Raw genomic sequence first — 21,050 nt, 5'->3', positions numbered from 1 at the left:
CGGGGCTTTTTTCATTTCTTGGTTTTGGAGAGAGCAGCAGCGAACGCACTGCCCATGGCGCCCCCCATGGGCGCTGCCTGACGGGGCTCGTTTCTGGTTTTGGCACTGCCAGCGCCAGTGTTGCGTGGCTCGGCAGGCTTGCGGGCTGGTTGTCCGGCTTTTTCGTCCAGCCGCATGGTCAGGCTGATCCGCTTGCGCGGGGCATCGACCTCCAGCACCTTGACCCTCACTATATCCCCCGCTTTGACCACCTCGCGAGGGTCTTTGACGAAGCGATCCGTCAGGGAGGATATGTGGACCAGCCCATCCTGATGGACACCGATATCGACGAAGGCGCCGAAGTTGGTGACGTTGGTGACCACCCCTTCCAATATCATCTCTGGCGCCAGGTCGCTTATCTTCTCCACCCCATCCTTGAAGGTGGCGGTCTTGAACTCGGGGCGCGGGTCGCGGCCCGGCTTGTCCAGCTCGCCTATGATGTCGGTGACAGTGGGCACGCCGAACTGCTCATCCGTATAGTCAACCGGCTTCAGGCTGCGTAGCAGGCTGCCGTTGCCGAGCAGGCTTTCAACTTGCTGCTGGAGTTGCGCCAGGATCCTTTCAACCACAGGGTAGGATTCCGGGTGCACCGCCGAGCTGTCGAGAGGATTGCTGCCCCCACGAATACGCAGAAAACCGGCACACTGCTCGAATGCCTTGGGACCGAGCCGGCTCACCTTCAGCAACTGCTGGCGGCTCTGGAAGGCGCCGTGCTCGTCCCGATAGGCGACGATATTCTGGGCTAGCGTCTGGGAGAGACCGGAAACCCGATTCAGCAGGGCGACCGAGGCGGTATTCACATCCACCCCGACTGCGTTCACGCAATCTTCGACTACTGCATCTAGCCGCCGTGCAAGCTGACTCTGGCCTACGTCGTGCTGATACTGGCCCACACCGATACTCTTGGGATCGATCTTGACCAGCTCGGCCAGGGGATCTTGCAGGCGGCGGGCGATGGATACGGCGCCACGGATAGAGACATCCAGATCCGGAAACTCCTGGGAGGCAAGCTCGGAGGCGGAGTAGATAGAGGCGCCCGCCTCGCTGACCACAACCTTCTGCGCCTTGGCGGCGGGGTAGCGCTCGAATAGTTCGCTCACCAGCCGATCGGTTTCCCGCGAGGCGGTGCCGTTGCCGATGCTGATGAGCTCCACCTTGTGCTTCTGGCACAGCTCGCTAAGGGTTTTGAGGCTCTGATCGGCCTGTTTCTTCGGCTCGAACGGGTAGATGGTGGCGTGATCGACCAGCTTGCCAGTGGCATCGACCACGGCCACCTTGACCCCGGTACGGATGCCCGGATCCAGCCCCATGGTGCAACGCATGCCCGCCGGGGCTGCCATCAGCAGATCCTGGAGGTTCATGGCGAATACCTTGATCGCCTCCTCTTCTGCCGATTCGCGGATCCGGCCGATCAGCTCGGTCTCCATTTGCAGCGACAGCTTGATCTTCCATGTCCAGCTCACGACACCTTGCAGCCACTTGTCGGCCGGACGGCTTTGCAGATTGAGTTTGAGGTGGTGGGCTATGATGCCTTCACAGGGGCTGGCGCCCTCGTCTTCACCTGTGACCAGCGCCAGATTGAGTACTCCCTCATTGCGCCCGCGCAGCATGGCCAGTACCCGGTGGGAGGGAGCCTTGTGCAGCGGCTCGTCATGTTCGAAGTAGTCCTTGAACTTGGCACCTTCTTGTTCTTTGCCTGCCACCACGCGAGCGCGCAGGGTGGCGTTGTGCCACAGATAGTCCCGCAGTTTCTCCAGCAGGTCTGCCTGCTCGGCGAAGCGCTCCATCAGTATGTAGCGGGCTCCATCAAGGGCTGTCTTGCTGTCGGTGATGCCTTGCTCGGAATTGAAGAAGCCGGCAGCGGCCTGTTCGGGATCCCGCATCGGGTCCGTGAGCAGCAGGGTCGCCAGTGGCTCGAGCCCCGCCTCTATGGCCATCTGTCCCTTGGTGCGACGCTTGGGTTTGTAAGGGAGATAGAGGTCTTCCAGCCGGGTCTTGCTGTCGGCGCCATTCAGCTCGCGGGTTAGCTCAGGGGTGAGTTTGCCTTGCTCTTCGATGGAGCGAATGATCACCTGGCGCCGATCCTCCAGCTCGCGCAGATAACCAAGGCGGCTCTCCAGAGTGCGTAGCTGGCTGTCATCCAGGCCACCAGTCACCTCTTTGCGGTAACGGGCGATAAAGGGCACTGTCGAGCCTTCATCCAGCAGGCGCACGGCTGCCTGCACTTGTTCCGGACGGGCATTCAGCTCACCGGCAATCTGTCTCTCTATTACATGGCTGTGCATCGGGGGTCTCTGTGGTCGCTTCTATCCAACTGGCCTGGGTGGCGTCGACTTGCTGCTGGGTATATTGCCTGCCAGCAGGTCGCGTCTCTACACCATGAGGATGTGCATCATGGCGTGTACCGAGAGTGCCACCGAGATCGGTTTGCGCCATAAGGCGCCAAATGTGAGCACTATATGGGGTCGCGCGACTGTATGCCACCCTGGCGAAATGACGTAAATGGCCGTTGAGTCCACGGGTGGGGGAAGAGACCGAGCGATCCGCTCCCCGTCATGGAAGAGAAGATGTCCGGGAGGGAAGGGCGCTATGCTGCCCGGTATGGCGGGGAGGACAAGTTTCCCCGACTGCGTCATTTGGGATAGCTGATGTCATTGATATACCAGCAGGCGTCACCGACTGGCGTAGGTACTATGGCCTCATCTCCGACCTCTTTCTTGAGCAGGGTTCGAGCCATGGGAGAGTCGATGGAGATGTAATCTTTGCGGCCAAAAATCTCGTCATAACCGACGATGCGAAAGCGCTTGGTGTCACCCTCTTCGTTTTCCACCTCGACCCAGGCGCCGAAGAACACCTTGCCCTCCTGGGCGGGAGCATAATCGACGATCCCCAGCTCCTCGAGGCATTTGCGCAGGTAACGCACCCGTCTGTCGATCTCCCGCAGCCGTTTCTTGTTGTACTGGTAGTCTGCATTCTCGCTGCGATCCCCCAGGCTGGCGGCCCAGGCCACCTTGCGCGTGGTCTCGGGGCGCTCTTCGCGCCACAGGAAATCGAGCTCTTCTTTCAGCTTGTTGTAGCCTTCGCGGGTGATGAGCTTGGTCTTCATGGATTTCAGGTACCTGCGTCAATGTGGGCTGATGAGCCTCTTATGGCTCGGCGGATCTTAGTCGCTGCCATTTCTGTGTCGAGCAAAAACTGCGTCGTCATCAGGGGGCAGCATGGTCGACAGGTGCTGACGGCAGAGGGATCAAGGGATGCCATGGGCAATAACCGGTAACATATTTATGCTTTGCCGTTGGGGCCTCGAGCTCTAGTATTGGCAACATATCGAGAGGAGAGGCAAGCAATGAGTCAGCAATACAAGGTTCTGGTCGTCGACGATGATTTGAAATTACGTTCCCTGCTGGAGCGTTATCTGACCGAACAGGGATTCGTTGTTCGGGGCGTCGCCAATGGCGAACAGGCTGACCGCCTGCTGACCCGTGAAAACTTCAGCCTGATGGTACTTGATCTGATGCTGCCGGGGGAGGATGGGCTTTCTATCTGTCGTCGCCTTCGTGAAGCCGGCAACCAGATCCCGGTGCTCATGCTGACCGCCAAGGGGGATGAGGTGGACCGCATCGTCGGGCTCGAGATGGGGGCTGATGACTATCTGCCCAAGCCATTCAACCCCCGTGAGCTGCTGGCACGGATCCGTGCCGTGCTGCGCCGGCATACCGTCGAACTGCCTGGCGCGCCTTCGACCGCCGAGAAGATGGTGACCTTCGGCAGCTATCAGCTCAACCTGGCGACCCGGGAGCTCAGCCGTGATGGCGAGCCCGTGGCCCTGACCAGCGGTGAATTTGCGGTGCTCAAGGTGCTGGTCAGCCACCCTCGTGAGCCCCTCTCCCGCGACAAGTTGATGAATCTGGCCAGAGGGCGCGAGTACACGGCGACCGAGCGCAGCATAGACGTGCAGGTCTCCCGCTTGCGCCGCCTGCTGGAGCAGGACCCGGCTCAGCCTCGTTACCTGCAGACAGTCTGGGGCTTGGGTTACGTCTTCGTGCCGGACGGTGATGGCGAATGAAAAAAGTGGGCAGCATGTTCTCTCGCATGCTCTGGTTTTTGGCCGCCGTGCTGGTGGTCTATCAGTTTGTCTCCTATGTCACCTTCTATAACTATCTGCTGGCGCCCACCGTCAAGCAGATCAGCCACCTGCTGGCCAATCAGGTCAAGCTCATCTTCCCGGTCGAAAGCAATCAGCTGGCGCTGAGCGAGGATGCCGAAGCGCTGGTTTATGTCGCGACCGGCAGTGACCTCTACACCCAGACGGAGGCCGAACAGCATGGGCTCAACGACTCCAAGCCCTATACCTATCTGGAAGAGAGCATCAGTCGTGAACTGGGTGGCAAAACCAAGGTGCGGGTCGAGATCCAGGATCACTACATCATCTGGATCCAGCCGCCGCAGGCCAACCAGGTGTGGGTGCGTATCCCGCTGACCGAGATCGAAGATGACGATATCGAGCCGCTGATCCTCTACATGAGCGTGCTGCTGGTGGTCACCCTGTTTGCTGCCTGGCGTTTTGCCCGTCAGCTGGTGCGTCCGCTGGAGGATCTGGAGGCCGGCGCCGTAGCCGTGGCGCGCGGCAACTTTCCCGATGCGCTGGGGGAACAGGGGTCGCGGGAGGTACGCCGACTGACCCGGACCTTCAATCATATGTCGAGCTCCATCAAACGCTTGATTGAGGAGCGCAATCTGATGATGGCCGGGGTCTCTCATGACTTGCGCACACCGCTGACCCGCATCCGGCTGGCGACCGAAATGATGTCGTCCGGGGATGAGTATCTCAAGGAGAGCATCAACGCGGACATCGATGAGTCCAACGGCATCATAGATCAGTTCATCGACTACATCCGTCCGGATGAGGGACTGGATACCCAGCAGATCGATCTGACTCAGCTGATCCACGACGTACTGCTGATGCAGACCGATCAGGGATTGGAGGTTGACCTCGAATTGCCGGAAGAGGCGGTGAGAGTGGCCTGCAATCCCATCAGTATTCGCCGTATTCTCAACAACCTGTCAGGTAACTCGCTGCGCTACGGCGCGAGCAGGTTGCACGCCGAGCTCAAAGATGATGGTCACTGGGTGCGGCTGCGGCTGTCGGACAATGGTCCCGGCATCCCCGAGCAGGATTATTACCGGGTGCTCAAACCCTTCACTCAGGGCAACGAGGCTCGCACCGGCAGTGGTAGCGGCCTGGGATTGGCCATCGTCGCCAAGATCGTCTCCCAGCATCACGGCACCATCCGGCTGGGACGGGCCGAACTGGGGGGCTTGTTGGTCGAGGTCCGGCTTCCCAAGAACCAGCCACTGGAGTGGATGGATTGAGAAAAGGGCGTATCCGTGGATACGCCCTTTTGCATTATCAGGCTTGCGGCTCTGCTCCCTTGCGATAGCGCTTGCCATATTTCAGCTGCTGGATCAGCAAAGCGGCGACGATCAGCCCCAGCCCTATGGGGGTTGCCGGGTGTATGGTCTCGCCGATCAACAGGTTGAGCAGCACCAGGGAGGCAAACGGCGAGATGAAGATGAGGTTGCTTATAGGAGCCGTGTTGGTGGCATGGCGCAAAGCCATCAGCCAGAGCACGAAACCGAAGCCCATTTCGAACAGGCCCACATAGATGGCGCCGACCCAGCCTTGCCAGGCTGTCATGGCGAAATCGGAGAGCACCCAGGTCGCCGCGACAATGAAAGGAAGGCTGATGATAAAGCCGAGCAACAGGCTGACGATGGGGTCTCCCTGATTGCGGGTGTTGAGGATCCAGTAACTGGCCCAGATAAGTGTCGATACCAGCGCCAGCGCGACCCCGAGCGGGCTGTCGAATTGCAGGCCGAACACATCCCCCTTGGTGGCGATCACCAGGGCACCGAAGTAGCCCAGCACTATGGCCACTCCATCGCGGCGGCGCAGTTTCTGGCCGAGAAAGGGGACTGCCAGCAGACTGAGGGTGATGGCCCAAGTGTAGTTGAGGGTCTGTGCCTGCTGGGCGGGCAGCAGATCATAGGCCTTGAACAGCAGTAGGTAATAGAGGAAGGGGTTCAGCACACCCAGGGTCAGGTAATAGAAAGGTCGTGCCTTGATGTAACTCCGTAGCAGCGGCAGTTTACCCTGTTTGGCAACTATCGCCGTCAGCGTGAGGGTCGAGGTGAAGGCGGCTACAAGCAGCAATTGCACCGGTTCAAAGTAGGCGAGGGAGATCTTGAAGGCGGTGGCGACTGTCGACCAGAGGGCAACGGCGCAGAGTCCATATTGATAGGCTTTCTTTTGATCTTTGAGCATCGGATGTCGTTCCACTGACGGAGGCAGGCGCACAGTCTACCAGCCTGTTTGTAACATTGTCGTTACCCCGAGTTGCCAAGGGGATGAGGTGTCGCCGGCGAGATCCATCTGTCACATAAAACTGCGCACAATCTGTTCGCCCTCCCTTGCGCAAATTTGAAAAATCCGTATAATCCCCTCCGCTTACCCATGAGGTAAGCCAGACGATATGTCTGCTGCTGAGTTTCCTGTTTACAGGAGCCAGCCATACAGTCCTCCCGATATGGGGGGAAACGTGAAAAATCACACCTCTGGCGGGATTGCTCCCGGTCGGGCGGTGTTGATTTATGTTCTTTTATCTATTGGAGCTCTGTCAATGCAGAACCAAAGAATCCGTATTCGCCTGAAGGCTTTTGATCATCGCCTGATTGATCAATCCACAGCGGAAATCGTTGAAACTGCAAAGCGCACCGGCGCGCAGGTTCGCGGTCCTATCCCGCTGCCGACTCGCAAAGAGCGCTTCACCGTCCTGATCTCCCCGCACGTCAACAAAGATGCGCGTGATCAGTACGAGATCCGCACTCACAAGCGTCTGGTAGACATCGTTGAACCGACTGACAAGACCGTAGACGCCCTGATGCGTCTGGATCTGGCAGCTGGTGTAGACGTCCAGATCAGCCTGGGTTAATTACGGAAAGAGGTTGATAACAATGACAATCGGTCTTGTAGGTCGCAAAGTGGGTATGACTCGCATCTTCACTGAAGATGGCGTTTCTATCCCGGTGACTGTTATCGAAGTTGAAGCTAACCGTGTAACTCAGGTCAAATCTGTAGAAACCGACGGCTACAACGCTATTCAGGTTACCACTGGCGCCAAGAAAGCCAGCCGTGTGACCAAGCCGGAAGCTGGCCACTTTGCCAAAGCTGGTGTAGAAGCCGGTCGCGGTCTGTGGGAATTCCGCTTGAACAACGGTGAAACTTTCACTGTTGGTAGCGAGCTGAAAGTAGATCTTCTCGCTGACGTTAAGATGGTAGACGTTACCGGCACATCCAAAGGTAAAGGTTTTGCGGGCACTGTAAAGCGCCACAACTTCCGCACCCAGGATATGACCCACGGTAACTCCTTGTCTCACCGCGCTCCGGGTTCTATCGGTCAGAACCAGACTCCGGGTCGTGTATTCAAGGGCAAAAAGATGGCTGGTCACATGGGTGCTGAGCGTGTAACGACTCAGAACCTGGAACTGGTTCGTGTTGACGCTGAACGTAACCTGCTGCTCATCAAAGGTGCAGTGCCAGGTGCAACCAACGGCAACGTGATCGTCAAACCTGCCGTCAAAGCGTAACGTCTGAGGAGATAGTAATGGAATTGGTAATGAAAGACGCCAAGAGCGCTCTTGAAGTTTCCGAGACTACCTTCGGGCGCGAATTCAACGAAGCTCTGGTTCACCAGGTCGTCGTTGCATATGCCGCAGGTGCCCGTCAGGGTACTCGCGCGCAGCTGACTCGCTCTGAAGTGTCTGGTGGCGGCAAAAAGCCGTGGCGTCAGAAGGGTACTGGTCGTGCCCGTGCTGGCTCCATCCGTTCGCCCATTTGGCGTTCCGGTGGTGTGACTTTTGCAGCTAAGCCGCAAGATCACAGCCAAAAAGTAAACAAGAAGATGTACCGCGGCGCTATCCGTAGCATCCTGTCCGAGCTGGTACGTCAAGAGCGCCTGATCGTTGTCGAGAAATTCGGCATCGAAGCGCCGAAGACCAAAGAACTGATCGCCAAGCTGAAAGAGATGGAACTGACTGACGTTCTGATCGTGACAGCTGAAGTCGATGAGAACCTGTTCCTGGCTGCTCGCAACCTGTACAAAGTTGACGTGCGTGACGTTGCCGGTATCGACCCGGTCAGCCTGATCGCTTTCGACAAGGTTCTGATGACTGCTGAAGCAGTTAAGCAAATCGAGGAGATGCTGGCATGATCCGCGAAGAGCGTCTGTTGAAAGTTCTGAAGGCTCCGCATATCTCTGAAAAGAGCACCATGGTCGCCGAGAAGCAGAACACTATCGTGTTCAAAATTGCTGTCGACGCCACCAAGGCGGAAGTCAAAGCTGCAGTTGCGAAACTGTTCGAGGTCGAAGTTGAGACCGTCCGTACCCTGAACATGAAGGGTAAAACCAAGCGCTCAGGTGCCCGCGTAGGCCGTCGTTCCGATTGGAAAAAGGCTTATGTGACCCTGAAAGCTGGTCAGGACATCGACTTCATGGGCGCAGCCGAGTAAGAGGAGTTCTGAAAAATGGCAATCGTTAAGTGCAAGCCTACTTCTCCAGGCCGCCGCCACGTCGTTAAGATCGTCAATCAAGAGCTGTACAAGGGTAAGCCCTTTGCCGCTCTGCTGGACAGCAAGAGCAAGTCCGGTGGTCGTAACAACAACGGTCGTATCACCACCCGTCATATCGGTGGTGGTCACAAGCAGCATTACCGTATCGTCGACTTCAAACGTGACAAAGACGGTATCCCGGCCAAAGTAGAACGCCTGGAATACGATCCTAACCGTACCGCTAACATCGCACTGGTGTTGTATGCAGACGGTGAGCGTCGTTACATCCTGGCTCCGAAAGGCCTGAAAGCTGGTGACGCGATCGCTTCTGGTGCTGATGCAGCCATCAAGGTAGGTAACACCCTGCCGATGCGCAACATCCCGGTTGGTTCTACTGTTCACGCCGTTGAGATGAAACCTGGTAAAGGTGCCCAGCTGGCTCGTTCCGCTGGTACTTTCATCCAGATCCTGGCTCGTGAAGGTAACTATGTAACTCTGCGTCTGCGTTCCGGCGAAGTACGTAAAGTTCTGGCCGAGTGCCGCGCCACCATCGGTGAAGTCGGTAACTCCGAGCACATGTTGCGTCAACTGGGTAAAGCCGGTGCCAACCGCTGGCGTGGTATTCGTCCGACCGTTCGCGGTATGGCGATGAACCCGGTCGACCACCCGCACGGTGGTGGTGAGGGTCGTAACAAGGGCATGCAGCCTGTGTCCCCATGGGGCCAGAAGGCTAAAGGCTTCAAGACCCGTAAGAACAAGCGTACCGACAAGTACATCGTACGTCGTCGTAACAAGTAATTGTTAACATAGAGGAATCACCATGCCACGTTCTCTCAAGAAGGGTCCATTTATTGACCTGCACTTGCTGAAGAAGGTAGAGAAAGCGGTGGAAAGCGGGGATAAAAAGCCGGTTAAAACCTGGTCCCGTCGTTCAATGATCATCCCGAACATGATCGGTTTGACCATCGCTGTCCATAATGGTCGTCAGCACGTTCCGGTTTTCGTTACCGAAGAAATGATCGGTCACAAACTGGGTGAATTCGCACCGACTCGTACTTATCGCGGCCATGCTGCTGATAAGAAGGCTAAGAAGCGCTAAGGGATAAATGATGGAAGCTATCGCTAAACACCGTTATGCCCGTACTTCTGCCCAGAAAGCTCGTCTGGTAGCCGATCAAGTACGTGGTCTGTCTGTAGACAAGGCTCTGAATATCCTGACCTTCAGCCCGAAAAAGGCTGCAGTGCTGGTTAAGAAAGTGCTGGAATCTGCCATTGCAAACGCTGAGCACAACGAAGGCGCTGATATCGATGCGCTGCGTGTTGCTACTATCATGGTCGACGAAGGTCCCTCCATGAAGCGCATCCGTCCGCGTGCCAAAGGTCGTGCGGATCGTATCCTCAAGCGTACCGCTCACATCACTGTAGTGGTATCCGACGCTAAGGCTGGGAGATAAGCAATGGGTCAGAAAGTACATCCTAATGGCATTCGCCTGGGTATTACCAAGCCTTGGAATTCTACCTGGTTCGCGAACACCAAAGACTTCGCTGACAACCTGTACAGCGATTTTCAAGTACGCCAGTTCCTGACTAAGGAACTGAAAAATGCGTCCTTGTCCAAGATCACCATCGAGCGTCCGGCCAAGAGCATCCGTGTGACCATTCACACCGCTCGTCCGGGTGTTGTGATCGGTAAGAAAGGCGAAGACGTTGAGAAACTGCGCAAAGCTGTCGCCGTGATTACCGGCGTGCCTGCTCAGATCAACATTTCCGAAGTCCGTAAGCCGGAGCTGGATGGCAAGCTTGTTGCTGACAGCATCACTTCCCAACTGGAACGTCGCGTAATGTTCCGTCGTGCTATGAAGCGCGCCGTACAGAACGCAATGCGCCTGGGTGCCAAGGGCATCAAAGTGGAAGTGTCTGGTCGTCTGGGCGGTGCTGAAATCGCGCGTACCGAATGGTACCGTGAAGGTCGTGTGCCGTTGCACACCCTGCGTGCCGACATCGACTACGCAACTTCTGAAGCCCACACCACTTACGGTGTGATCGGCGTTAAGGTTTGGATCTTCAAGGGCGAAGTTCTGGGTGGTCTGGCTGCAGTTAATGCTGCCGCTGCTCAAGAGCAAGCTCCTGCAAAGCCCAAGCGCGATAACAAACGCCGCGGTAAGTAAGGAGATTCGGTAAATGTTGCAACCAAAGCGTACTAAATTCCGCAAGACCCATAAGGGTCGCAACCGCGGTCTGGCCAACACTGGTAACGAAGTATCCTTCGGTACCTTTGGCCTGAAGGCGACATCTCGTGGTCAACTGACTGCTCGTCAAATCGAAGCAGCCCGTCGTGCCATGACCCGTCACGTTAAGCGTCAAGGCAAGATCTGGATCCGTGTGTTCCCGGACAAGCCCATCACCGAAAAGCCTCTCGAAGTTCGTATGGGTAAAGGTAAGGGCAACGTGGAATATTGGGTCTGCCCGATCCAGCCTGGCAAGGTTCTGTACGAGATGGACGGTGTACCTGAGGCTCTGGCGCGTGAAGCGTTTGCCCTGGCCGCAGCTAAGCTGTCTGTTCAGACCACTTTCGTAATTAAGACGGTGATGTGATGAAAGCCCAAGATCTGCGTCAAAAGAGCGTCGATGAACTGAACCAGGAGCTGCTGGGCCTGCTGCGTGAGCAATTCAACATGCGCATGCAAGCGTCCACTGGCCAGCTGGCTCAGACTCACACTCTGAAACAAGTGCGTCGTGACGTCGCACGTATCAAGACTGTACTGACTGAGAAGGCAGGTGCGTAATGACTGACAAGATCCGTACTCTGCAAGGTCGTGTAATCAGCGACAAGATGGAAAAATCCATCACTGTTGCTATCGAGCGCAAGGTAAAGCACCCGATCTACGGTAAGATCATCAAGCGCACTACCAAGCTGCACGTACATGATGAAAACAACGAGTGTAAAGCTGGCGATCTCGTGGAAATCCGCGAATGCCGCCCGCTGTCCAAGACCAAGTCCTGGACCCTGGTTGCGATCTTAGAAAAGGCCTAATCGGTACTTTGTAGTCCAAACGGCCCCTTAGCGGGGCCGTTTGTTTTTTAGGCTACCTTTTCTCAAAATCATGTGTTATAGTTTCGCGCCTTTTGAAGGCAGCCAGATCCCGAAAGGGATAAGAAGTAAACAAAGCGGAGCACTAAAATGATCCAGATGCAAAGTATGCTGGGTGTAGCCGACAACTCCGGCGCTCGCAGTGTAATGTGTATTAAGGTTCTGGGTGGCTCGCACCGCCGTTATGCCGGCATCGGCGACATCATCAAAGTTTCCATCAAGGAAGCCATTCCTCGCGGTAAAGTGAAGAAAGGTGATGTATATAACGCGGTGGTCGTACGCACCCGTAAAGGCGTTCGTCGTCCGGACGGCTCAGTCATCCGTTTCGACAACAATGCGGCTGTGTTGCTTAACAACAACCAACAGCCAATCGGTACTCGTATTTTTGGCCCGGTGACCCGTGAACTCCGTAATGAGAAGTTCATGAAGATTGTGTCCCTGGCACCCGAAGTACTGTAAGGAGTCGAACGATGGCAGCTAAAATCCGTCGCGAAGACGAAGTGATTGTTCTTACCGGCAAAGACAAGGGCAAGCGTGGCAAAGTCACTCAAGTCCTGGTAACCGAAGGTAAGGTTCTTGTTGAAGGCATCAATCTGGTGAAGAAGCATCAAAAGCCGGTACCCGCACTGGGTCAGGCTGGCGGCATCATCAGCAAAGAAGCCCCAATGGACGTTTCTAACGTAGCGCTGTTCAACTCTGCCGCTGGCAAGGCTGATCGCGTTGGTTTCCGGATTGAAGACGGCAAAAAAGTTCGTTTCTTCAAATCCACCGGCGAACTTGTGAAGTAATTGGAGTTTAACGATGGCGAAACTGCATGATTACTACAAATCCGATGTAGTAAATGAACTGGCCAAACAGTTCGGTTACAAGACTATCATGCAAGTCCCTCGGATCGAGAAAATCACCCTGAACATGGGTGTTGGTGAAGCGATCTCTGACAAAAAGCTGTTGGAAAATGCCGCTGCCGATATGGCTGCCATTTCCGGTCAGAAGCCGCTGATCACCAAAGCTCGCAAATCTGTTGCGGGCTTCAAGATTCGTGAAGGCTACCCGATAGGTTGTAAAGTAACCCTGCGTGGCGAGCGTATGTGGGAGTTCCTGGAACGGCTGATTTGCATCTCCGTACCGCGTATCCGTGACTTCCGTGGCCTGAACGCTAAAGCGTTCGACGGTCGTGGTAACTACTCCATGGGCGTGCGTGAGCAAATCATCTTCCCGGAAATCGACTATGACAAAGTCGATCGCGTCCGTGGTCTGGATATCACCATCACCACTTCCGCGAATACCGATGAAGAAGGCCGTGCTCTGCTGGCTGCCTTTAACTTCCCATTCCGCAAGTAAGGTTAGGGTTATGGCTAAAACATCCATGAAAGCACGTGAAGCAAAGCGTGCGAAGCTGGTAGCCAAGTTCGCCACTAAGCGAACCGAGCTGAAAGCTATCATCGTTGATATGAACGCTTCTGAAGAAGCGCGTTGGGATGCTGTACTGCAACTGCAACAGCTGCCCCGTGATTCCAGTCCGTCCCGCCAGCGTAACCGTTGCAATATTACTGGTCGTCCGCACGGTTTCCTGCGTAAGTTTGGTCTGTCTCGCATCAAGGTGCGTGAGCATGCCATGAAGGGCGAAATTCCGGGCCTGAAGAAGGCTTCTTGGTAACGAATCTCGGGAGTTAGACTTATGAGCATGCAAGATCCGATCGCGGATATGCTGACCCGCATCCGTAACGGTCAGGCGGCGAGCAAAGTTGCGGTTTCCATGCCTTCTTCCAAGCTGAAAGTGGCTATCGCCAAAGTGCTGAAAGAAGAAGGTTACATCGCTGGCTACTCCGTAGCTGGTGATGTGAAGCCGGAACTGGAAATTGAACTGAAATATTTCCAGGGCAAGCCAGTTGTAGAACTGATCCAACGTGTGAGCCGTCCCGGCCTGCGTATTTACAAGCGCACTACTGATCTGCCGAAAGTTATGGGCGGTCTCGGTGTTGCTATCGTGTCCACGTCTAAAGGTGTGATGACCGACCGTGCTGCCCGCAAGGCAAGCATGGGTGGTGAGATCATCTGCTACGTCGCTTAATAGGAGGTCGGAAATGTCTCGCGTTGCTAAGGCACCCGTCACTATTCCTGCTGGCGTAGAGGTGACTCTGAACGGTCAGGAACTGTCCATCAAAGGTGGTAAAGGTTCTCTGGTTCGTTCCATCCACGCCGGTGTAGAAGTGACCAAAGAAGACAATGTACTGAAGTTCGCCCCGCGCGACGGCATCGCTGGTGCTGACGCTCAGGCCGGTACTGCACGTGCATTGGCTAACAACATGGTAATCGGTGTTACCCAAGGCTTCGAGCGTAAGCTGCAGCTGGTTGGTGTAGGTTATAAAGCCTCCATCAAGGGCAATGCTGTCGCGCTGGCCCTGGGCTTCTCTCACCCGGTAGAGCATGCGCTGCCGGCTGGTGTCACCGCTGAATGCCCGACCGCTACAGAGATCGTTCTGCGTGGTGTGGACAAGCAGCTGGTTGGCCAGGTCGCCGCCGATATCCGTTCTTACCGCGCTCCGGAGCCCTACAAGGGCAAGGGTGTACGCTATGCCAACGAGCAAGTGCGTACTAAAGAAGCTAAGAAGAAGTAAGGTAACACTATGGACAAGAAAGCAGCTCGTCTCCGTCGTGCTACTCGTGCTCGGAAGAAGATGCAGGAACTGGGAGCTACCCGTCTGGTTGTTCACCGTACCCCGCGTCATATCTACGCGCAGGTTATCGCAGCCAACGGTTCCGAAGTTCTGGCCTCTGCTTCTACAGTAGAGAAAGCCATCAGTGAAGCTCTTAAATACTGCGGTAATGCTGATGCAGCTACCGTAGTAGGTAAAGCAATCGCTGAGCGTGCTATTGCCAAAGGCGTTCAGAACGTATCTTTCGATCGTTCCGGTTTCAAGTATCACGGTCGTGTAGCCGCTCTGGCTACCGCTGCTCGTGACGCTGGTCTTCAGTTCTAAGCTAGGAGTCGAAGATGGCTAAAGTCGAATCTCAAGCCGGCGAACTGCAAGAAAAGCTGATTGCAGTAAACCGTGTTTCGAAAACTGTTAAAGGTGGTCGTATCATGTCCTTCACCGCGTTGACCGTGGTGGGTGATGGTAACGGCCGTGTAGGTTACGGTTACGGTAAGGCCCGTGAAGTTCCGGCCGCTATTCAAAAAGCGATGGAACAGGCTAAGCGTAACCTGAGCAAGGTAGAACTGAACAATGGCACTCTGCACCACCCGGTGCGCGGTGTTCACTCCGGTTCCTCCGTGTTCATGAAGCCGGCCTCACAAGGTACTGGTATCATTGCAGGCGGCGCCATGCGTGCTGTTCTGGAAGTTGCTGGTATTCACAACGTGCTGGCTAAGACCTACGGTTCCACCAACCCAATCAACGTTGTTCGCGCAACTGTAGACGCTCTGGTACAGGGTCAATCCCCGGCCCAGATCGCTGCCAAGCGTGGTCTGCGCGTTGAAGAAATTCTGGGGTAATGCGACATGGCTAACACTGTAAAAGTAACTCAAACTCGCAGCTCTATCGGCCGTCTGCCAAAGCACAAGGCGACTCTGCGTGGTCTGGGTCTGCGTCGCATTGGTCACACCGTTGAGCTGGAAGATACTCCCTGCGTACGCGGTATGATCAACCAGGTTTATTACATGGTTAAGGTGGAGGGCTAAGCATGCGTCTGAATACTCTGTCTCCGGCCGCTGGTTCCAAGCCTGAAAAACAACGTCGTGGTCGTGGTATCGGCTCCGGCCTGGGCAAGACTGGTGGTCGTGGTGTGAAAGGTCAAACCTCTCGTTCCGGTGGCGGTAAAGTCCGCGCTGGTTTCGAAGGCGGCCAGATGCCTTTGAAAATCCGTCTGCCGAAGTTCGGTTTCTTCTCTCGCAAATCTTTGGTTTCTGCCGAAGTGCGTCTGAACGAAATCGCCATGGTAGAAGGTGATGTGGTCGATTTGAGCACTCTGAAGCAAGCCGGTGTTGTTACCAAGAACATCGTTTTCGCTAAAGTTGTCCTGTCTGGCAACATTGACCGTGCTGTGACCGTTCGTGGTGTGTCCGTCACCAAAGGTGCACGTGCAGCCATCGAGGCCGCTGGCGGTAAAATCGAGGAATAATCAGTACAATGGCTAAGAAACCAGGATTGGATGTTAAAGCACAGGGTGGTCTGAGTGAACTGAAGAGCCGTCTGCTCTTCGTTCTCGGGGCGATTATCGTTTTCCGTGCAGGCTCTTATGTGCCGATTCCTGGTATTGACGCCGCCGTACTGGCCGAGTTGTTCCAACAACAGAAGGGCACCATCATTGAGATGTTCAACATGTTCAGTGGTGGTGCACTCTCGCGTGCTTCTATTCTTGCGCTGGGGATCATGCCGTATATTTCGGCATCGATCATTATCCAGCTGCTGACTGTGGTTCACCCCGCTCTTGCTGAACTCAAGAAAGAAGGTGAATCTGGCCGTCGCAAGATTAGCCAATATACCCGTTGGGGCACGCTGGTTTTGGGAACTTTCCAGGCCATTGGTATTGCAACCGGTCTGCCGAATATGATGCAAGGACTCGTGACACATCCGGGTTTGGGCTTCTATTTCACGGCCGTTGTGAGTCTGGTCACCGGTACCATGTTCTTGATGTGGTTGGGTGAGCAGATTACCGAGCGTGGGATCGGTAATGGTATCTCGTTGATTATTTTCACAGGTATCGTTGCTGGTTTGCCGCATGCCATTGGTGCTACGGCCGAACAGGCACGTCAAGGGGAATTGCACATCCTGCTGTTGTTGTTGCTGGGCTTGATTGTTTTCGCAGTGACTTACTTTGTGGTGTTCGTGGAACGTGGTCAGCGTCGTATCGTCGTTAACTACGCCAAGCGTCAACAAGGCCGCCAGGTATTCGCAGCGCAAAGCACACACCTGCCATTGAAAGTGAATATGGCCGGTGTGATTCCTGCGATTTTCGCATCCAGCATCATCCTCTTCCCAGGGACCATTACCTCTTGGTTTGGTCAGGGTGAGGGCAAGGTCGCTGATATCCTGCAACAGGTCTCTATGGTCCTGCAGCCGGGTCAGCCCTTGTATGAGATGCTCTATGCAGCAGCCATTATCTTCTTCTGTTTCTTCTATACCGCGCTGGTGTTCAACCCCCGCGAGACAGCAGACAACTTGAAGAAGAGTGGAGCCTTTATCCCGGGGATCCGCCCGGGCGAGCAGACAGCACGTTACATCGATAAGGTTATGACTCGCCTGACATTGGCAGGTGCGCTCTATATAACCTTTATCTGTCTGGTACCCCAGTTCTTGATGACTGCTTGGAACGTACAGTTCTACTTCGGTGGCACCTCGCTGCTGATTATCGTGGTAGTTATCATGGACTTCATGGCTCAGGTACAAACCCATATGATGTCTCATCAATATGGCGACGTCCTGAGGAAGGCCAACCTGAAGGGCTACGGCCGCTAAAGGTCGGCGTAGTTACGGAGTTAAGCAATGAAAGTTCGTGCTTCCGTTAAGGCAATCTGCCGTAACTGCAAAATCATCAAGCGTCACGGTGTGGTGCGTGTGATTTGCAGCGAGCCAAAGCATAAACAGCGCCAAGGCTAATTTTTTACGGTTAGTACTTGCAACAAATAGTTGTGCTGGCTAATATAGCCAGCCAACTTTTGTTGTGTATTGGTTGACCGCCACGTATCCGCTCACGGGCTTTGTGGTGGTCGTAATCTACTATATGTAGGAGTGAATAGTGGCCCGTATCGCTGGCATTAACATTCCTGACCATAAGCATGCAGTCATTGCTTTGACTGCGATTTATGGCGTCGGTCGTACCCGCTCCAAGGCCATCTGTGCCGCAGCCGGTATCGCTGAGAATGTGAAAATTAAAGACCTGGACGAAGCTCAGATCGAGAGTCTGCGTGAACAAGTAGGTAAATTCACCGTTGAAGGTGACCTGCGTCGTCAGATATCCATGAACATCAAGCGATTGATGGATCTGGGTTGCTACCGTGGTTTGCGTCACCGTCGTAGCCTGCCTGTTCGTGGTCAACGTACCAAGACCAACGCTCGTACCCGTAAGGGTCCGCGCAAGGCTATCAAGAAGTAACGGGAAGGTAGAAAATGGCTAAAACTCCGACTCGTGCTCGCAAGCGCGTTAAAAAGCAAGTGAGCGACGGTATTGCGCACGTTCATGCATCTTTCAACAACACAATCGTGACCATTACTGACCGTCAGGGCAATGCTCTGTCATGGGCTACCTCCGGTGGTTCAGGTTTCCGTGGTTCCCGTAAGTCCACTCCGTTTGCTGCCCAGGTAGCTGCTGAGCGTGCTGGTGAGATCGCCAAAGAATACGGCGTGAAGAACCTGGAAGTCATGGTTAAAGGTCCGGGTCCCGGTCGTGAGTCTTCCATCCGCGCTCTGAACGCGGCTGGTTTCCGCATCACTAATATTACTGATGTGACTCCGATCCCGCACAACGGTTGTCGTCCTCCCAAGAAGCGCCGCGTATAACGCTGTTGCAACTTGGTCTAGGATTGTTGGAGAAAGAAGATGGCAAGATATATCGGTCCTAAGCTTAAGCTTAGCCGTCGTGAGGGCACCGACCTCTTCCTGAAGTCTGGTGTTCGTGCGATTGATTCTAAGTGCAAGATTGACACCGCCCCTGGTCAGCACGGTGCGCGTAAAGCGCGTCTGTCCGACTACGGTGTTCAGCTGCGCGAGAAACAAAAAGTTCGTCGTATCTACGGCGTATTGGAAAAACAGTTCCGCAACTACTACCGCGATGCTGCCCGTCAAAAAGGTAACACCGGCGAGAACCTGTTGCAGCTGCTGGAAGGTCGTTTGGACAACGTTGTTTACCGTATGGGCTTCGGCGCTACCCGTGCTGAATCTCGTCAGCTGGTGAGCCATAAGGCCATCATGGTAAATGGTCGCGTTGTGAATATTCCTTCTTTCCAGGTTTCCCCTGAGGACGTGGTCTGCGTTCGTGAGAAGGCTAAGAAGCAAGCGCGTATCAAAGCATCCCTCGAGGTTGCTGGTCAGCGTGAGAAGCCGACTTGGGTAGAGGTTGACACCGCTAAAATGGAAGGTGCTTTCAAGCGTCTGCCAGAGCGTTCCGACCTGTCTGCCGACATTAACGAACAGCTGATCGTCGAGCTTTACTCCAAGTAAAGCTAGCTTCTAAAGAGAGGACACAATGCTGGGTTCTGTAACAGATTTTCTTAAACCGCGGCTAGTTGACATCGAGCAAGTTAGCCCGACTCATGCGAAAGTGACTCTTGAGCCACTTGAGCGTGGTTTTGGTCACACGCTGGGTAATGCCCTGCGTCGTATTTTGCTGTCATCTATGCCCGGTTGTGCAGTTACTGAAGTCGAAATTGACGGGGTACTGCATGAGTACAGCAGCAAAGAAGGTGTGCAGGAAGACATTCTTGAAATTCTGCTCAACCTGAAAGGTATCGCTGTGAAGCTGGAAGGCAAGGACGAGGTAACTCTGTCCCTGACCAAGTCTGGAACAGGCCCCGTTACCGCTGGTGATATCACTCACGGTGATGAAGTCGAGATCGTAAACCCGGAGCACGTAATCTGCCACCTGACCGGTGCCAATGCTGAAATCAGCATGCGCCTGAAAGTTCAGCGTGGTCGTGGTTATGTGCCTGCTTCTGCTCGTGTTCACAACGATGATGAAGAGCGTCCGATTGGTCGCCTGCTGCTGGACTCCGCGTTCAGCCCCATCGTTCGTATTGCCTACAATGTTGAGGCAGCACGTGTGGAACAGCGTACCGACTTGGACAAGCTGGTCATCGACATGGAGACCAATGGTACTCTGGATCCTGAAGAAGCCATCCGTCGTTCTGCCACTATTCTGGCCGAGCAACTGGAAGCCTTCGTGGATCTGCGCGATGTCAGCGTGCCCGAGAAGAAAGAAGAGAAACCCGAGTTTGATCCGATTCTGCTACGTCCTGTCGATGATTTGGAGCTGACAGTTCGTTCTGCGAACTGTCTGAAGGCAGAAGCTATCCACTATATTGGTGATCTGGTACAGCGTACCGAAGTTGAGTTGCTTAAAACTCCTAACCTCGGTAAGAAGTCCCTGACTGAGATCAAGGATGTGTTGGCCTCCCGTGGTCTGTCTCTTGGCATGCGCCTTGAGAACTGGCCGCCCGCCAGCATCGCTGACGAGTAATCCAGATTACGGGTTTCACAGATTTAGTTAGAAGGATAAGGTCATGCGCCATCGTTTGAGTGGTCGTCAACTGAACCGGAACAGCAGCCATCGTCAGGCTATGTTCCGCAACATGGCCAGCTCCCTGGTTCGTCATGAGATCATCAAGACGACTCTGCCTAAGGCAAAAGAGCTGCGTCGTGTAGTTGAACCGCTGATCACCCTTGCCAAGACTGATAGCGTTGCTAATCGTCGCCTGGCATTTGCCCGTACTCGCGATAACGCGATCGTGGCTAAGCTGTTCAATGAACTGGGCCCGCGCTACCTGGAGCGCGCCGGCGGTTATACTCGCATTCTGAAATGCGGTTTCCGTGCTGGCGACAACGCCCCTATGGCTTACATTGAGCTGGTAGACCGCCCGGCCGCTGCTGAAGCAGCTGCTGAGTGATAAAGAAAAAGCCGGGCTTGTCCCGGCTTTTCTTTTAATGGAGCCTGATACTGCCTGATACTGCCTGATACTGCCTGATACTGCCTGATACTGCCTGATACTGCCTGATACTGCCTGATACTGCCTGATACTGCCTGATACTGCCTGATACTGCCTGATACTGCCTGATACTGCCTCAACTGCCTCAATTCACCATTCAACCTCTTCCATATAAGAAGTAAGCGTTGTTCCCAAGCTTGGTTAAATAGTGAATGGCCTGATCACTTCTCTTGAGCATCGTCGGCCAGTTCGATATATCCCACTAACGTTGCGCAGGGATCTGCGTACACCCGTTTGCCTAGTTGCGGGCGTTTTCCTTTGTAAGGTCTCAGTCGCAAGTCCATCTTGGCCTCCTTGTTTTGGCCATTCTAGCAATCCGGAACCCGTTTCTGTGGATAAGTTTGTACAAAAGCTGTTGTTGGATATGAATAACTAAAAAAGTGCCGATTTTTGCAATTTTATTGCCGATAAGGGGTTGCCAGAAAGATTCAACTCCCTATAATGCGCCTCCATCGACAGGGCAAGCGGCAACGCAAACAACCTCGTCGATAACCTCGAAAAGCCTTTGAAAATAAGGCTTGACTCGAGAAGGCGGTTGAGTAGAATTCCACTCCCGCAGCAACACACTGTTGCGTCGCTCTTTAACAATTTGAATCAAGCAATCTGTGTGG

33 protein-coding genes and 1 pseudogene are annotated in these 21,050 nt (G+C 54.6%); 30 read left to right on the top strand and 4 right to left on the bottom strand.

What is annotated here, in order from left to right:
• Positions 1-11: 11 nt before the first annotated feature.
• Positions 12-2,324 (bottom strand): Tex family protein, encoded by a 2,313-nt coding sequence (locus GWQ27_RS13560; protein WP_275907560.1) that lies wholly within the window; start codon positions 2,322-2,324, stop codon positions 12-14.
• Positions 2,325-2,671: 347 nt separating this feature from the next.
• Complete coding sequence (gene greB, locus GWQ27_RS13555; RefSeq protein WP_111589600.1) at positions 2,672-3,145, bottom strand: transcription elongation factor GreB; 474 nt, start codon at positions 3,143-3,145, stop codon at positions 2,672-2,674.
• 240 nt (positions 3,146-3,385) lie between these two features.
• Between greB and ompR the strand changes: the two genes are divergently transcribed.
• Together ompR and envZ are read left to right on the top strand one after the other, a co-directional pair.
• Positions 3,386-4,105: a two-component system response regulator OmpR gene (ompR, locus tag GWQ27_RS13550; protein WP_005319762.1), complete on the top strand. Its 720-nt coding sequence runs from the start codon at positions 3,386-3,388 to the stop codon at positions 4,103-4,105.
• On the top strand, positions 4,102-5,412 hold the full coding sequence (envZ, locus tag GWQ27_RS13545) for a two-component system sensor histidine kinase EnvZ (protein WP_021140671.1): 1,311 nt from the start codon (positions 4,102-4,104) through the stop codon (positions 5,410-5,412). Before ompR ends, envZ begins: the two co-directional genes overlap by 4 nt.
• Positions 5,413-5,449: 37 nt before the next feature.
• Here the strand turns inward: envZ and GWQ27_RS13540 are convergent, their stop codons facing one another.
• Positions 5,450-6,364 carry a DMT family transporter gene (locus GWQ27_RS13540; RefSeq protein WP_275907559.1) on the bottom strand — a complete coding sequence of 305 codons (915 nt, stop codon included), beginning with the start codon at positions 6,362-6,364 and terminating at the stop codon, positions 5,450-5,452.
• Positions 6,365-6,719: 355 nt separating this feature from the next.
• Between GWQ27_RS13540 and rpsJ the strand changes: the two genes are divergently transcribed.
• From rpsJ to rplQ, 28 genes are all read left to right on the top strand, one after another.
• Complete coding sequence (rpsJ, locus tag GWQ27_RS13535) at positions 6,720-7,031, top strand: 30S ribosomal protein S10 (protein WP_005307944.1); 312 nt, start codon at positions 6,720-6,722, stop codon at positions 7,029-7,031.
• A gap of 22 nt (positions 7,032-7,053) precedes the next feature.
• The gene (gene rplC / locus GWQ27_RS13530) at positions 7,054-7,686 is read left to right on the top strand and encodes a 50S ribosomal protein L3 (protein WP_005319753.1); all 633 of its coding nucleotides are present in this window, start codon (positions 7,054-7,056) and stop codon (positions 7,684-7,686) included.
• A gap of 17 nt (positions 7,687-7,703) precedes the next feature.
• Entirely contained in the window at positions 7,704-8,309 is a 606-nt protein-coding gene (rplD, locus tag GWQ27_RS13525; RefSeq protein ID WP_005319750.1) for a 50S ribosomal protein L4, read from the top strand.
• Complete coding sequence (gene rplW / locus GWQ27_RS13520) at positions 8,309-8,608, top strand: 50S ribosomal protein L23 (RefSeq protein WP_343212775.1); 300 nt, start codon at positions 8,309-8,311, stop codon at positions 8,606-8,608. Before rplD ends, rplW begins: the two co-directional genes overlap by 1 nt.
• Before the next feature lie 15 nt (positions 8,609-8,623).
• Positions 8,624-9,445 carry a 50S ribosomal protein L2 gene (gene rplB / locus GWQ27_RS13515; protein ID WP_005319743.1) on the top strand — a complete coding sequence of 274 codons (822 nt, stop codon included), beginning with the start codon at positions 8,624-8,626 and terminating at the stop codon, positions 9,443-9,445.
• 22 nt (positions 9,446-9,467) lie between these two features.
• Complete coding sequence (gene rpsS / locus GWQ27_RS13510; RefSeq protein ID WP_005307960.1) at positions 9,468-9,746, top strand: 30S ribosomal protein S19; 279 nt, start codon at positions 9,468-9,470, stop codon at positions 9,744-9,746.
• A 10-nt stretch (positions 9,747-9,756) separates the two neighbouring features.
• Complete coding sequence (gene rplV / locus GWQ27_RS13505; protein ID WP_005319741.1) at positions 9,757-10,101, top strand: 50S ribosomal protein L22; 345 nt, start codon at positions 9,757-9,759, stop codon at positions 10,099-10,101.
• A gap of 3 nt (positions 10,102-10,104) precedes the next feature.
• Positions 10,105-10,815: a 30S ribosomal protein S3 gene (rpsC, locus tag GWQ27_RS13500; RefSeq protein WP_005319740.1), complete on the top strand. Its 711-nt coding sequence runs from the start codon at positions 10,105-10,107 to the stop codon at positions 10,813-10,815.
• Between the two features lie 13 nt (positions 10,816-10,828).
• Positions 10,829-11,242: a 50S ribosomal protein L16 gene (rplP, locus tag GWQ27_RS13495; RefSeq protein ID WP_005319737.1), complete on the top strand. Its 414-nt coding sequence runs from the start codon at positions 10,829-10,831 to the stop codon at positions 11,240-11,242.
• Entirely contained in the window at positions 11,242-11,433 is a 192-nt protein-coding gene (gene rpmC, locus GWQ27_RS13490) for a 50S ribosomal protein L29 (protein WP_005319733.1), read from the top strand. The genes rplP and rpmC overlap by 1 nt, the downstream gene beginning before the upstream one ends.
• Positions 11,433-11,681 (top strand): 30S ribosomal protein S17, encoded by a 249-nt coding sequence (gene rpsQ, locus GWQ27_RS13485; protein ID WP_005319730.1) that lies wholly within the window; start codon positions 11,433-11,435, stop codon positions 11,679-11,681. Before rpmC ends, rpsQ begins: the two co-directional genes overlap by 1 nt.
• A 147-nt stretch (positions 11,682-11,828) precedes the next feature.
• Entirely contained in the window at positions 11,829-12,197 is a 369-nt protein-coding gene (rplN, locus tag GWQ27_RS13480) for a 50S ribosomal protein L14 (protein ID WP_005307975.1), read from the top strand.
• Between the two features lie 11 nt (positions 12,198-12,208).
• Positions 12,209-12,526, top strand: coding sequence for a 50S ribosomal protein L24 (gene rplX, locus GWQ27_RS13475; RefSeq protein ID WP_005319727.1), 318 nt, complete (start codon positions 12,209-12,211; stop codon positions 12,524-12,526).
• A 13-nt stretch (positions 12,527-12,539) separates the two neighbouring features.
• Positions 12,540-13,079, top strand: coding sequence for a 50S ribosomal protein L5 (gene rplE / locus GWQ27_RS13470; protein WP_005319725.1), 540 nt, complete (start codon positions 12,540-12,542; stop codon positions 13,077-13,079).
• A gap of 10 nt (positions 13,080-13,089) precedes the next feature.
• Complete coding sequence (rpsN, locus tag GWQ27_RS13465; RefSeq protein WP_005319722.1) at positions 13,090-13,395, top strand: 30S ribosomal protein S14; 306 nt, start codon at positions 13,090-13,092, stop codon at positions 13,393-13,395.
• Between the two features lie 21 nt (positions 13,396-13,416).
• A complete protein-coding gene (gene rpsH, locus GWQ27_RS13460) occupies positions 13,417-13,809 on the top strand; it encodes a 30S ribosomal protein S8 (protein WP_005307980.1) in 393 nt (130 codons plus the stop codon).
• Positions 13,810-13,822: 13 nt separating this feature from the next.
• Positions 13,823-14,356, top strand: a complete 534-nt coding sequence (rplF, locus tag GWQ27_RS13455) for a 50S ribosomal protein L6 (protein ID WP_005319720.1) — start codon at positions 13,823-13,825, stop codon at positions 14,354-14,356.
• 9 nt (positions 14,357-14,365) lie between these two features.
• A complete protein-coding gene (rplR, locus tag GWQ27_RS13450; protein WP_275907558.1) occupies positions 14,366-14,719 on the top strand; it encodes a 50S ribosomal protein L18 in 354 nt (117 codons plus the stop codon).
• A 14-nt stretch (positions 14,720-14,733) separates the two neighbouring features.
• The gene (rpsE, locus tag GWQ27_RS13445) at positions 14,734-15,234 is read left to right on the top strand and encodes a 30S ribosomal protein S5 (protein ID WP_005319713.1); all 501 of its coding nucleotides are present in this window, start codon (positions 14,734-14,736) and stop codon (positions 15,232-15,234) included.
• 6 nt (positions 15,235-15,240) lie between these two features.
• The gene (rpmD, locus tag GWQ27_RS13440; RefSeq protein WP_005307985.1) at positions 15,241-15,420 is read left to right on the top strand and encodes a 50S ribosomal protein L30; all 180 of its coding nucleotides are present in this window, start codon (positions 15,241-15,243) and stop codon (positions 15,418-15,420) included.
• A gap of 2 nt (positions 15,421-15,422) precedes the next feature.
• Positions 15,423-15,860 carry a 50S ribosomal protein L15 gene (rplO, locus tag GWQ27_RS13435; RefSeq protein WP_005319708.1) on the top strand — a complete coding sequence of 146 codons (438 nt, stop codon included), beginning with the start codon at positions 15,423-15,425 and terminating at the stop codon, positions 15,858-15,860.
• 8 nt (positions 15,861-15,868) lie between these two features.
• Positions 15,869-17,197, top strand: coding sequence for a preprotein translocase subunit SecY (secY, locus tag GWQ27_RS13430; protein ID WP_005307989.1), 1,329 nt, complete (start codon positions 15,869-15,871; stop codon positions 17,195-17,197).
• A 27-nt stretch (positions 17,198-17,224) separates the two neighbouring features.
• Positions 17,225-17,338: a 50S ribosomal protein L36 gene (rpmJ, locus tag GWQ27_RS13425; protein WP_005319705.1), complete on the top strand. Its 114-nt coding sequence runs from the start codon at positions 17,225-17,227 to the stop codon at positions 17,336-17,338.
• Between the two features lie 139 nt (positions 17,339-17,477).
• Positions 17,478-17,834 (top strand): 30S ribosomal protein S13, encoded by a 357-nt coding sequence (gene rpsM / locus GWQ27_RS13420; protein ID WP_005307991.1) that lies wholly within the window; start codon positions 17,478-17,480, stop codon positions 17,832-17,834.
• 14 nt (positions 17,835-17,848) lie between these two features.
• A complete protein-coding gene (gene rpsK, locus GWQ27_RS13415) occupies positions 17,849-18,238 on the top strand; it encodes a 30S ribosomal protein S11 (RefSeq protein WP_005319702.1) in 390 nt (129 codons plus the stop codon).
• 39 nt (positions 18,239-18,277) lie between these two features.
• Positions 18,278-18,898: a 30S ribosomal protein S4 gene (rpsD, locus tag GWQ27_RS13410; protein ID WP_005319700.1), complete on the top strand. Its 621-nt coding sequence runs from the start codon at positions 18,278-18,280 to the stop codon at positions 18,896-18,898.
• A 25-nt stretch (positions 18,899-18,923) separates the two neighbouring features.
• Positions 18,924-19,913 (top strand): DNA-directed RNA polymerase subunit alpha, encoded by a 990-nt coding sequence (gene rpoA, locus GWQ27_RS13405; RefSeq protein WP_005307997.1) that lies wholly within the window; start codon positions 18,924-18,926, stop codon positions 19,911-19,913.
• Between the two features lie 43 nt (positions 19,914-19,956).
• Positions 19,957-20,340 (top strand): 50S ribosomal protein L17, encoded by a 384-nt coding sequence (gene rplQ, locus GWQ27_RS13400; RefSeq protein ID WP_005307999.1) that lies wholly within the window; start codon positions 19,957-19,959, stop codon positions 20,338-20,340.
• 272 nt (positions 20,341-20,612) lie between these two features.
• Here rplQ and GWQ27_RS13395 read toward each other — a convergent pair.
• A pseudogene (locus GWQ27_RS13395) lies at positions 20,613-20,723 on the bottom strand (gamma carbonic anhydrase family protein); the annotation flags it as partial.
• Positions 20,724-21,050: the final 327 nt, after the last annotated feature.

The organism is Aeromonas sp. 5HA1 (assembly GCF_029237245.1).
GTDB classification, from domain to species: Bacteria; Pseudomonadota; Gammaproteobacteria; order Enterobacterales; family Aeromonadaceae; genus Aeromonas; species Aeromonas salmonicida.
This window is presented reverse-complemented; position numbering and strand designations above follow the sequence as displayed.

Coding starts and splice junctions, on each gene's coding strand:
- GWQ27_RS13560 (WP_275907560.1), bottom strand. CDS start 2,324: ATGCACAGCCATGTAATAGAGAGACAGATTGCCGGTGAGCTGAATGCC.
- greB (WP_111589600.1), bottom strand. CDS start 3,145: ATGAAGACCAAGCTCATCACCCGCGAAGGCTACAACAAGCTGAAAGAA.
- ompR (WP_005319762.1), top strand. CDS start 3,386: ATGAGTCAGCAATACAAGGTTCTGGTCGTCGACGATGATTTGAAATTA.
- envZ (WP_021140671.1), top strand. CDS start 4,102: ATGAAAAAAGTGGGCAGCATGTTCTCTCGCATGCTCTGGTTTTTGGCC.
- GWQ27_RS13540 (WP_275907559.1), bottom strand. CDS start 6,364: ATGCTCAAAGATCAAAAGAAAGCCTATCAATATGGACTCTGCGCCGTT.
- rpsJ (WP_005307944.1), top strand. CDS start 6,720: ATGCAGAACCAAAGAATCCGTATTCGCCTGAAGGCTTTTGATCATCGC.
- rplC (WP_005319753.1), top strand. CDS start 7,054: ATGACAATCGGTCTTGTAGGTCGCAAAGTGGGTATGACTCGCATCTTC.
- rplD (WP_005319750.1), top strand. CDS start 7,704: ATGGAATTGGTAATGAAAGACGCCAAGAGCGCTCTTGAAGTTTCCGAG.
- rplB (WP_005319743.1), top strand. CDS start 8,624: ATGGCAATCGTTAAGTGCAAGCCTACTTCTCCAGGCCGCCGCCACGTC.
- rpsS (WP_005307960.1), top strand. CDS start 9,468: ATGCCACGTTCTCTCAAGAAGGGTCCATTTATTGACCTGCACTTGCTG.
- rplV (WP_005319741.1), top strand. CDS start 9,757: ATGGAAGCTATCGCTAAACACCGTTATGCCCGTACTTCTGCCCAGAAA.
- rpsC (WP_005319740.1), top strand. CDS start 10,105: ATGGGTCAGAAAGTACATCCTAATGGCATTCGCCTGGGTATTACCAAG.
- rplP (WP_005319737.1), top strand. CDS start 10,829: ATGTTGCAACCAAAGCGTACTAAATTCCGCAAGACCCATAAGGGTCGC.
- rpmC (WP_005319733.1), top strand. CDS start 11,242: ATGAAAGCCCAAGATCTGCGTCAAAAGAGCGTCGATGAACTGAACCAG.
- rpsQ (WP_005319730.1), top strand. CDS start 11,433: ATGACTGACAAGATCCGTACTCTGCAAGGTCGTGTAATCAGCGACAAG.
- rplN (WP_005307975.1), top strand. CDS start 11,829: ATGATCCAGATGCAAAGTATGCTGGGTGTAGCCGACAACTCCGGCGCT.
- rplX (WP_005319727.1), top strand. CDS start 12,209: ATGGCAGCTAAAATCCGTCGCGAAGACGAAGTGATTGTTCTTACCGGC.
- rplE (WP_005319725.1), top strand. CDS start 12,540: ATGGCGAAACTGCATGATTACTACAAATCCGATGTAGTAAATGAACTG.
- rpsN (WP_005319722.1), top strand. CDS start 13,090: ATGGCTAAAACATCCATGAAAGCACGTGAAGCAAAGCGTGCGAAGCTG.
- rpsH (WP_005307980.1), top strand. CDS start 13,417: ATGAGCATGCAAGATCCGATCGCGGATATGCTGACCCGCATCCGTAAC.
- rplF (WP_005319720.1), top strand. CDS start 13,823: ATGTCTCGCGTTGCTAAGGCACCCGTCACTATTCCTGCTGGCGTAGAG.
- rplR (WP_275907558.1), top strand. CDS start 14,366: ATGGACAAGAAAGCAGCTCGTCTCCGTCGTGCTACTCGTGCTCGGAAG.
- rpsE (WP_005319713.1), top strand. CDS start 14,734: ATGGCTAAAGTCGAATCTCAAGCCGGCGAACTGCAAGAAAAGCTGATT.
- rpmD (WP_005307985.1), top strand. CDS start 15,241: ATGGCTAACACTGTAAAAGTAACTCAAACTCGCAGCTCTATCGGCCGT.
- rplO (WP_005319708.1), top strand. CDS start 15,423: ATGCGTCTGAATACTCTGTCTCCGGCCGCTGGTTCCAAGCCTGAAAAA.
- secY (WP_005307989.1), top strand. CDS start 15,869: ATGGCTAAGAAACCAGGATTGGATGTTAAAGCACAGGGTGGTCTGAGT.
- rpmJ (WP_005319705.1), top strand. CDS start 17,225: ATGAAAGTTCGTGCTTCCGTTAAGGCAATCTGCCGTAACTGCAAAATC.
- rpsK (WP_005319702.1), top strand. CDS start 17,849: ATGGCTAAAACTCCGACTCGTGCTCGCAAGCGCGTTAAAAAGCAAGTG.
- rpsD (WP_005319700.1), top strand. CDS start 18,278: ATGGCAAGATATATCGGTCCTAAGCTTAAGCTTAGCCGTCGTGAGGGC.
- rpoA (WP_005307997.1), top strand. CDS start 18,924: ATGCTGGGTTCTGTAACAGATTTTCTTAAACCGCGGCTAGTTGACATC.
- rplQ (WP_005307999.1), top strand. CDS start 19,957: ATGCGCCATCGTTTGAGTGGTCGTCAACTGAACCGGAACAGCAGCCAT.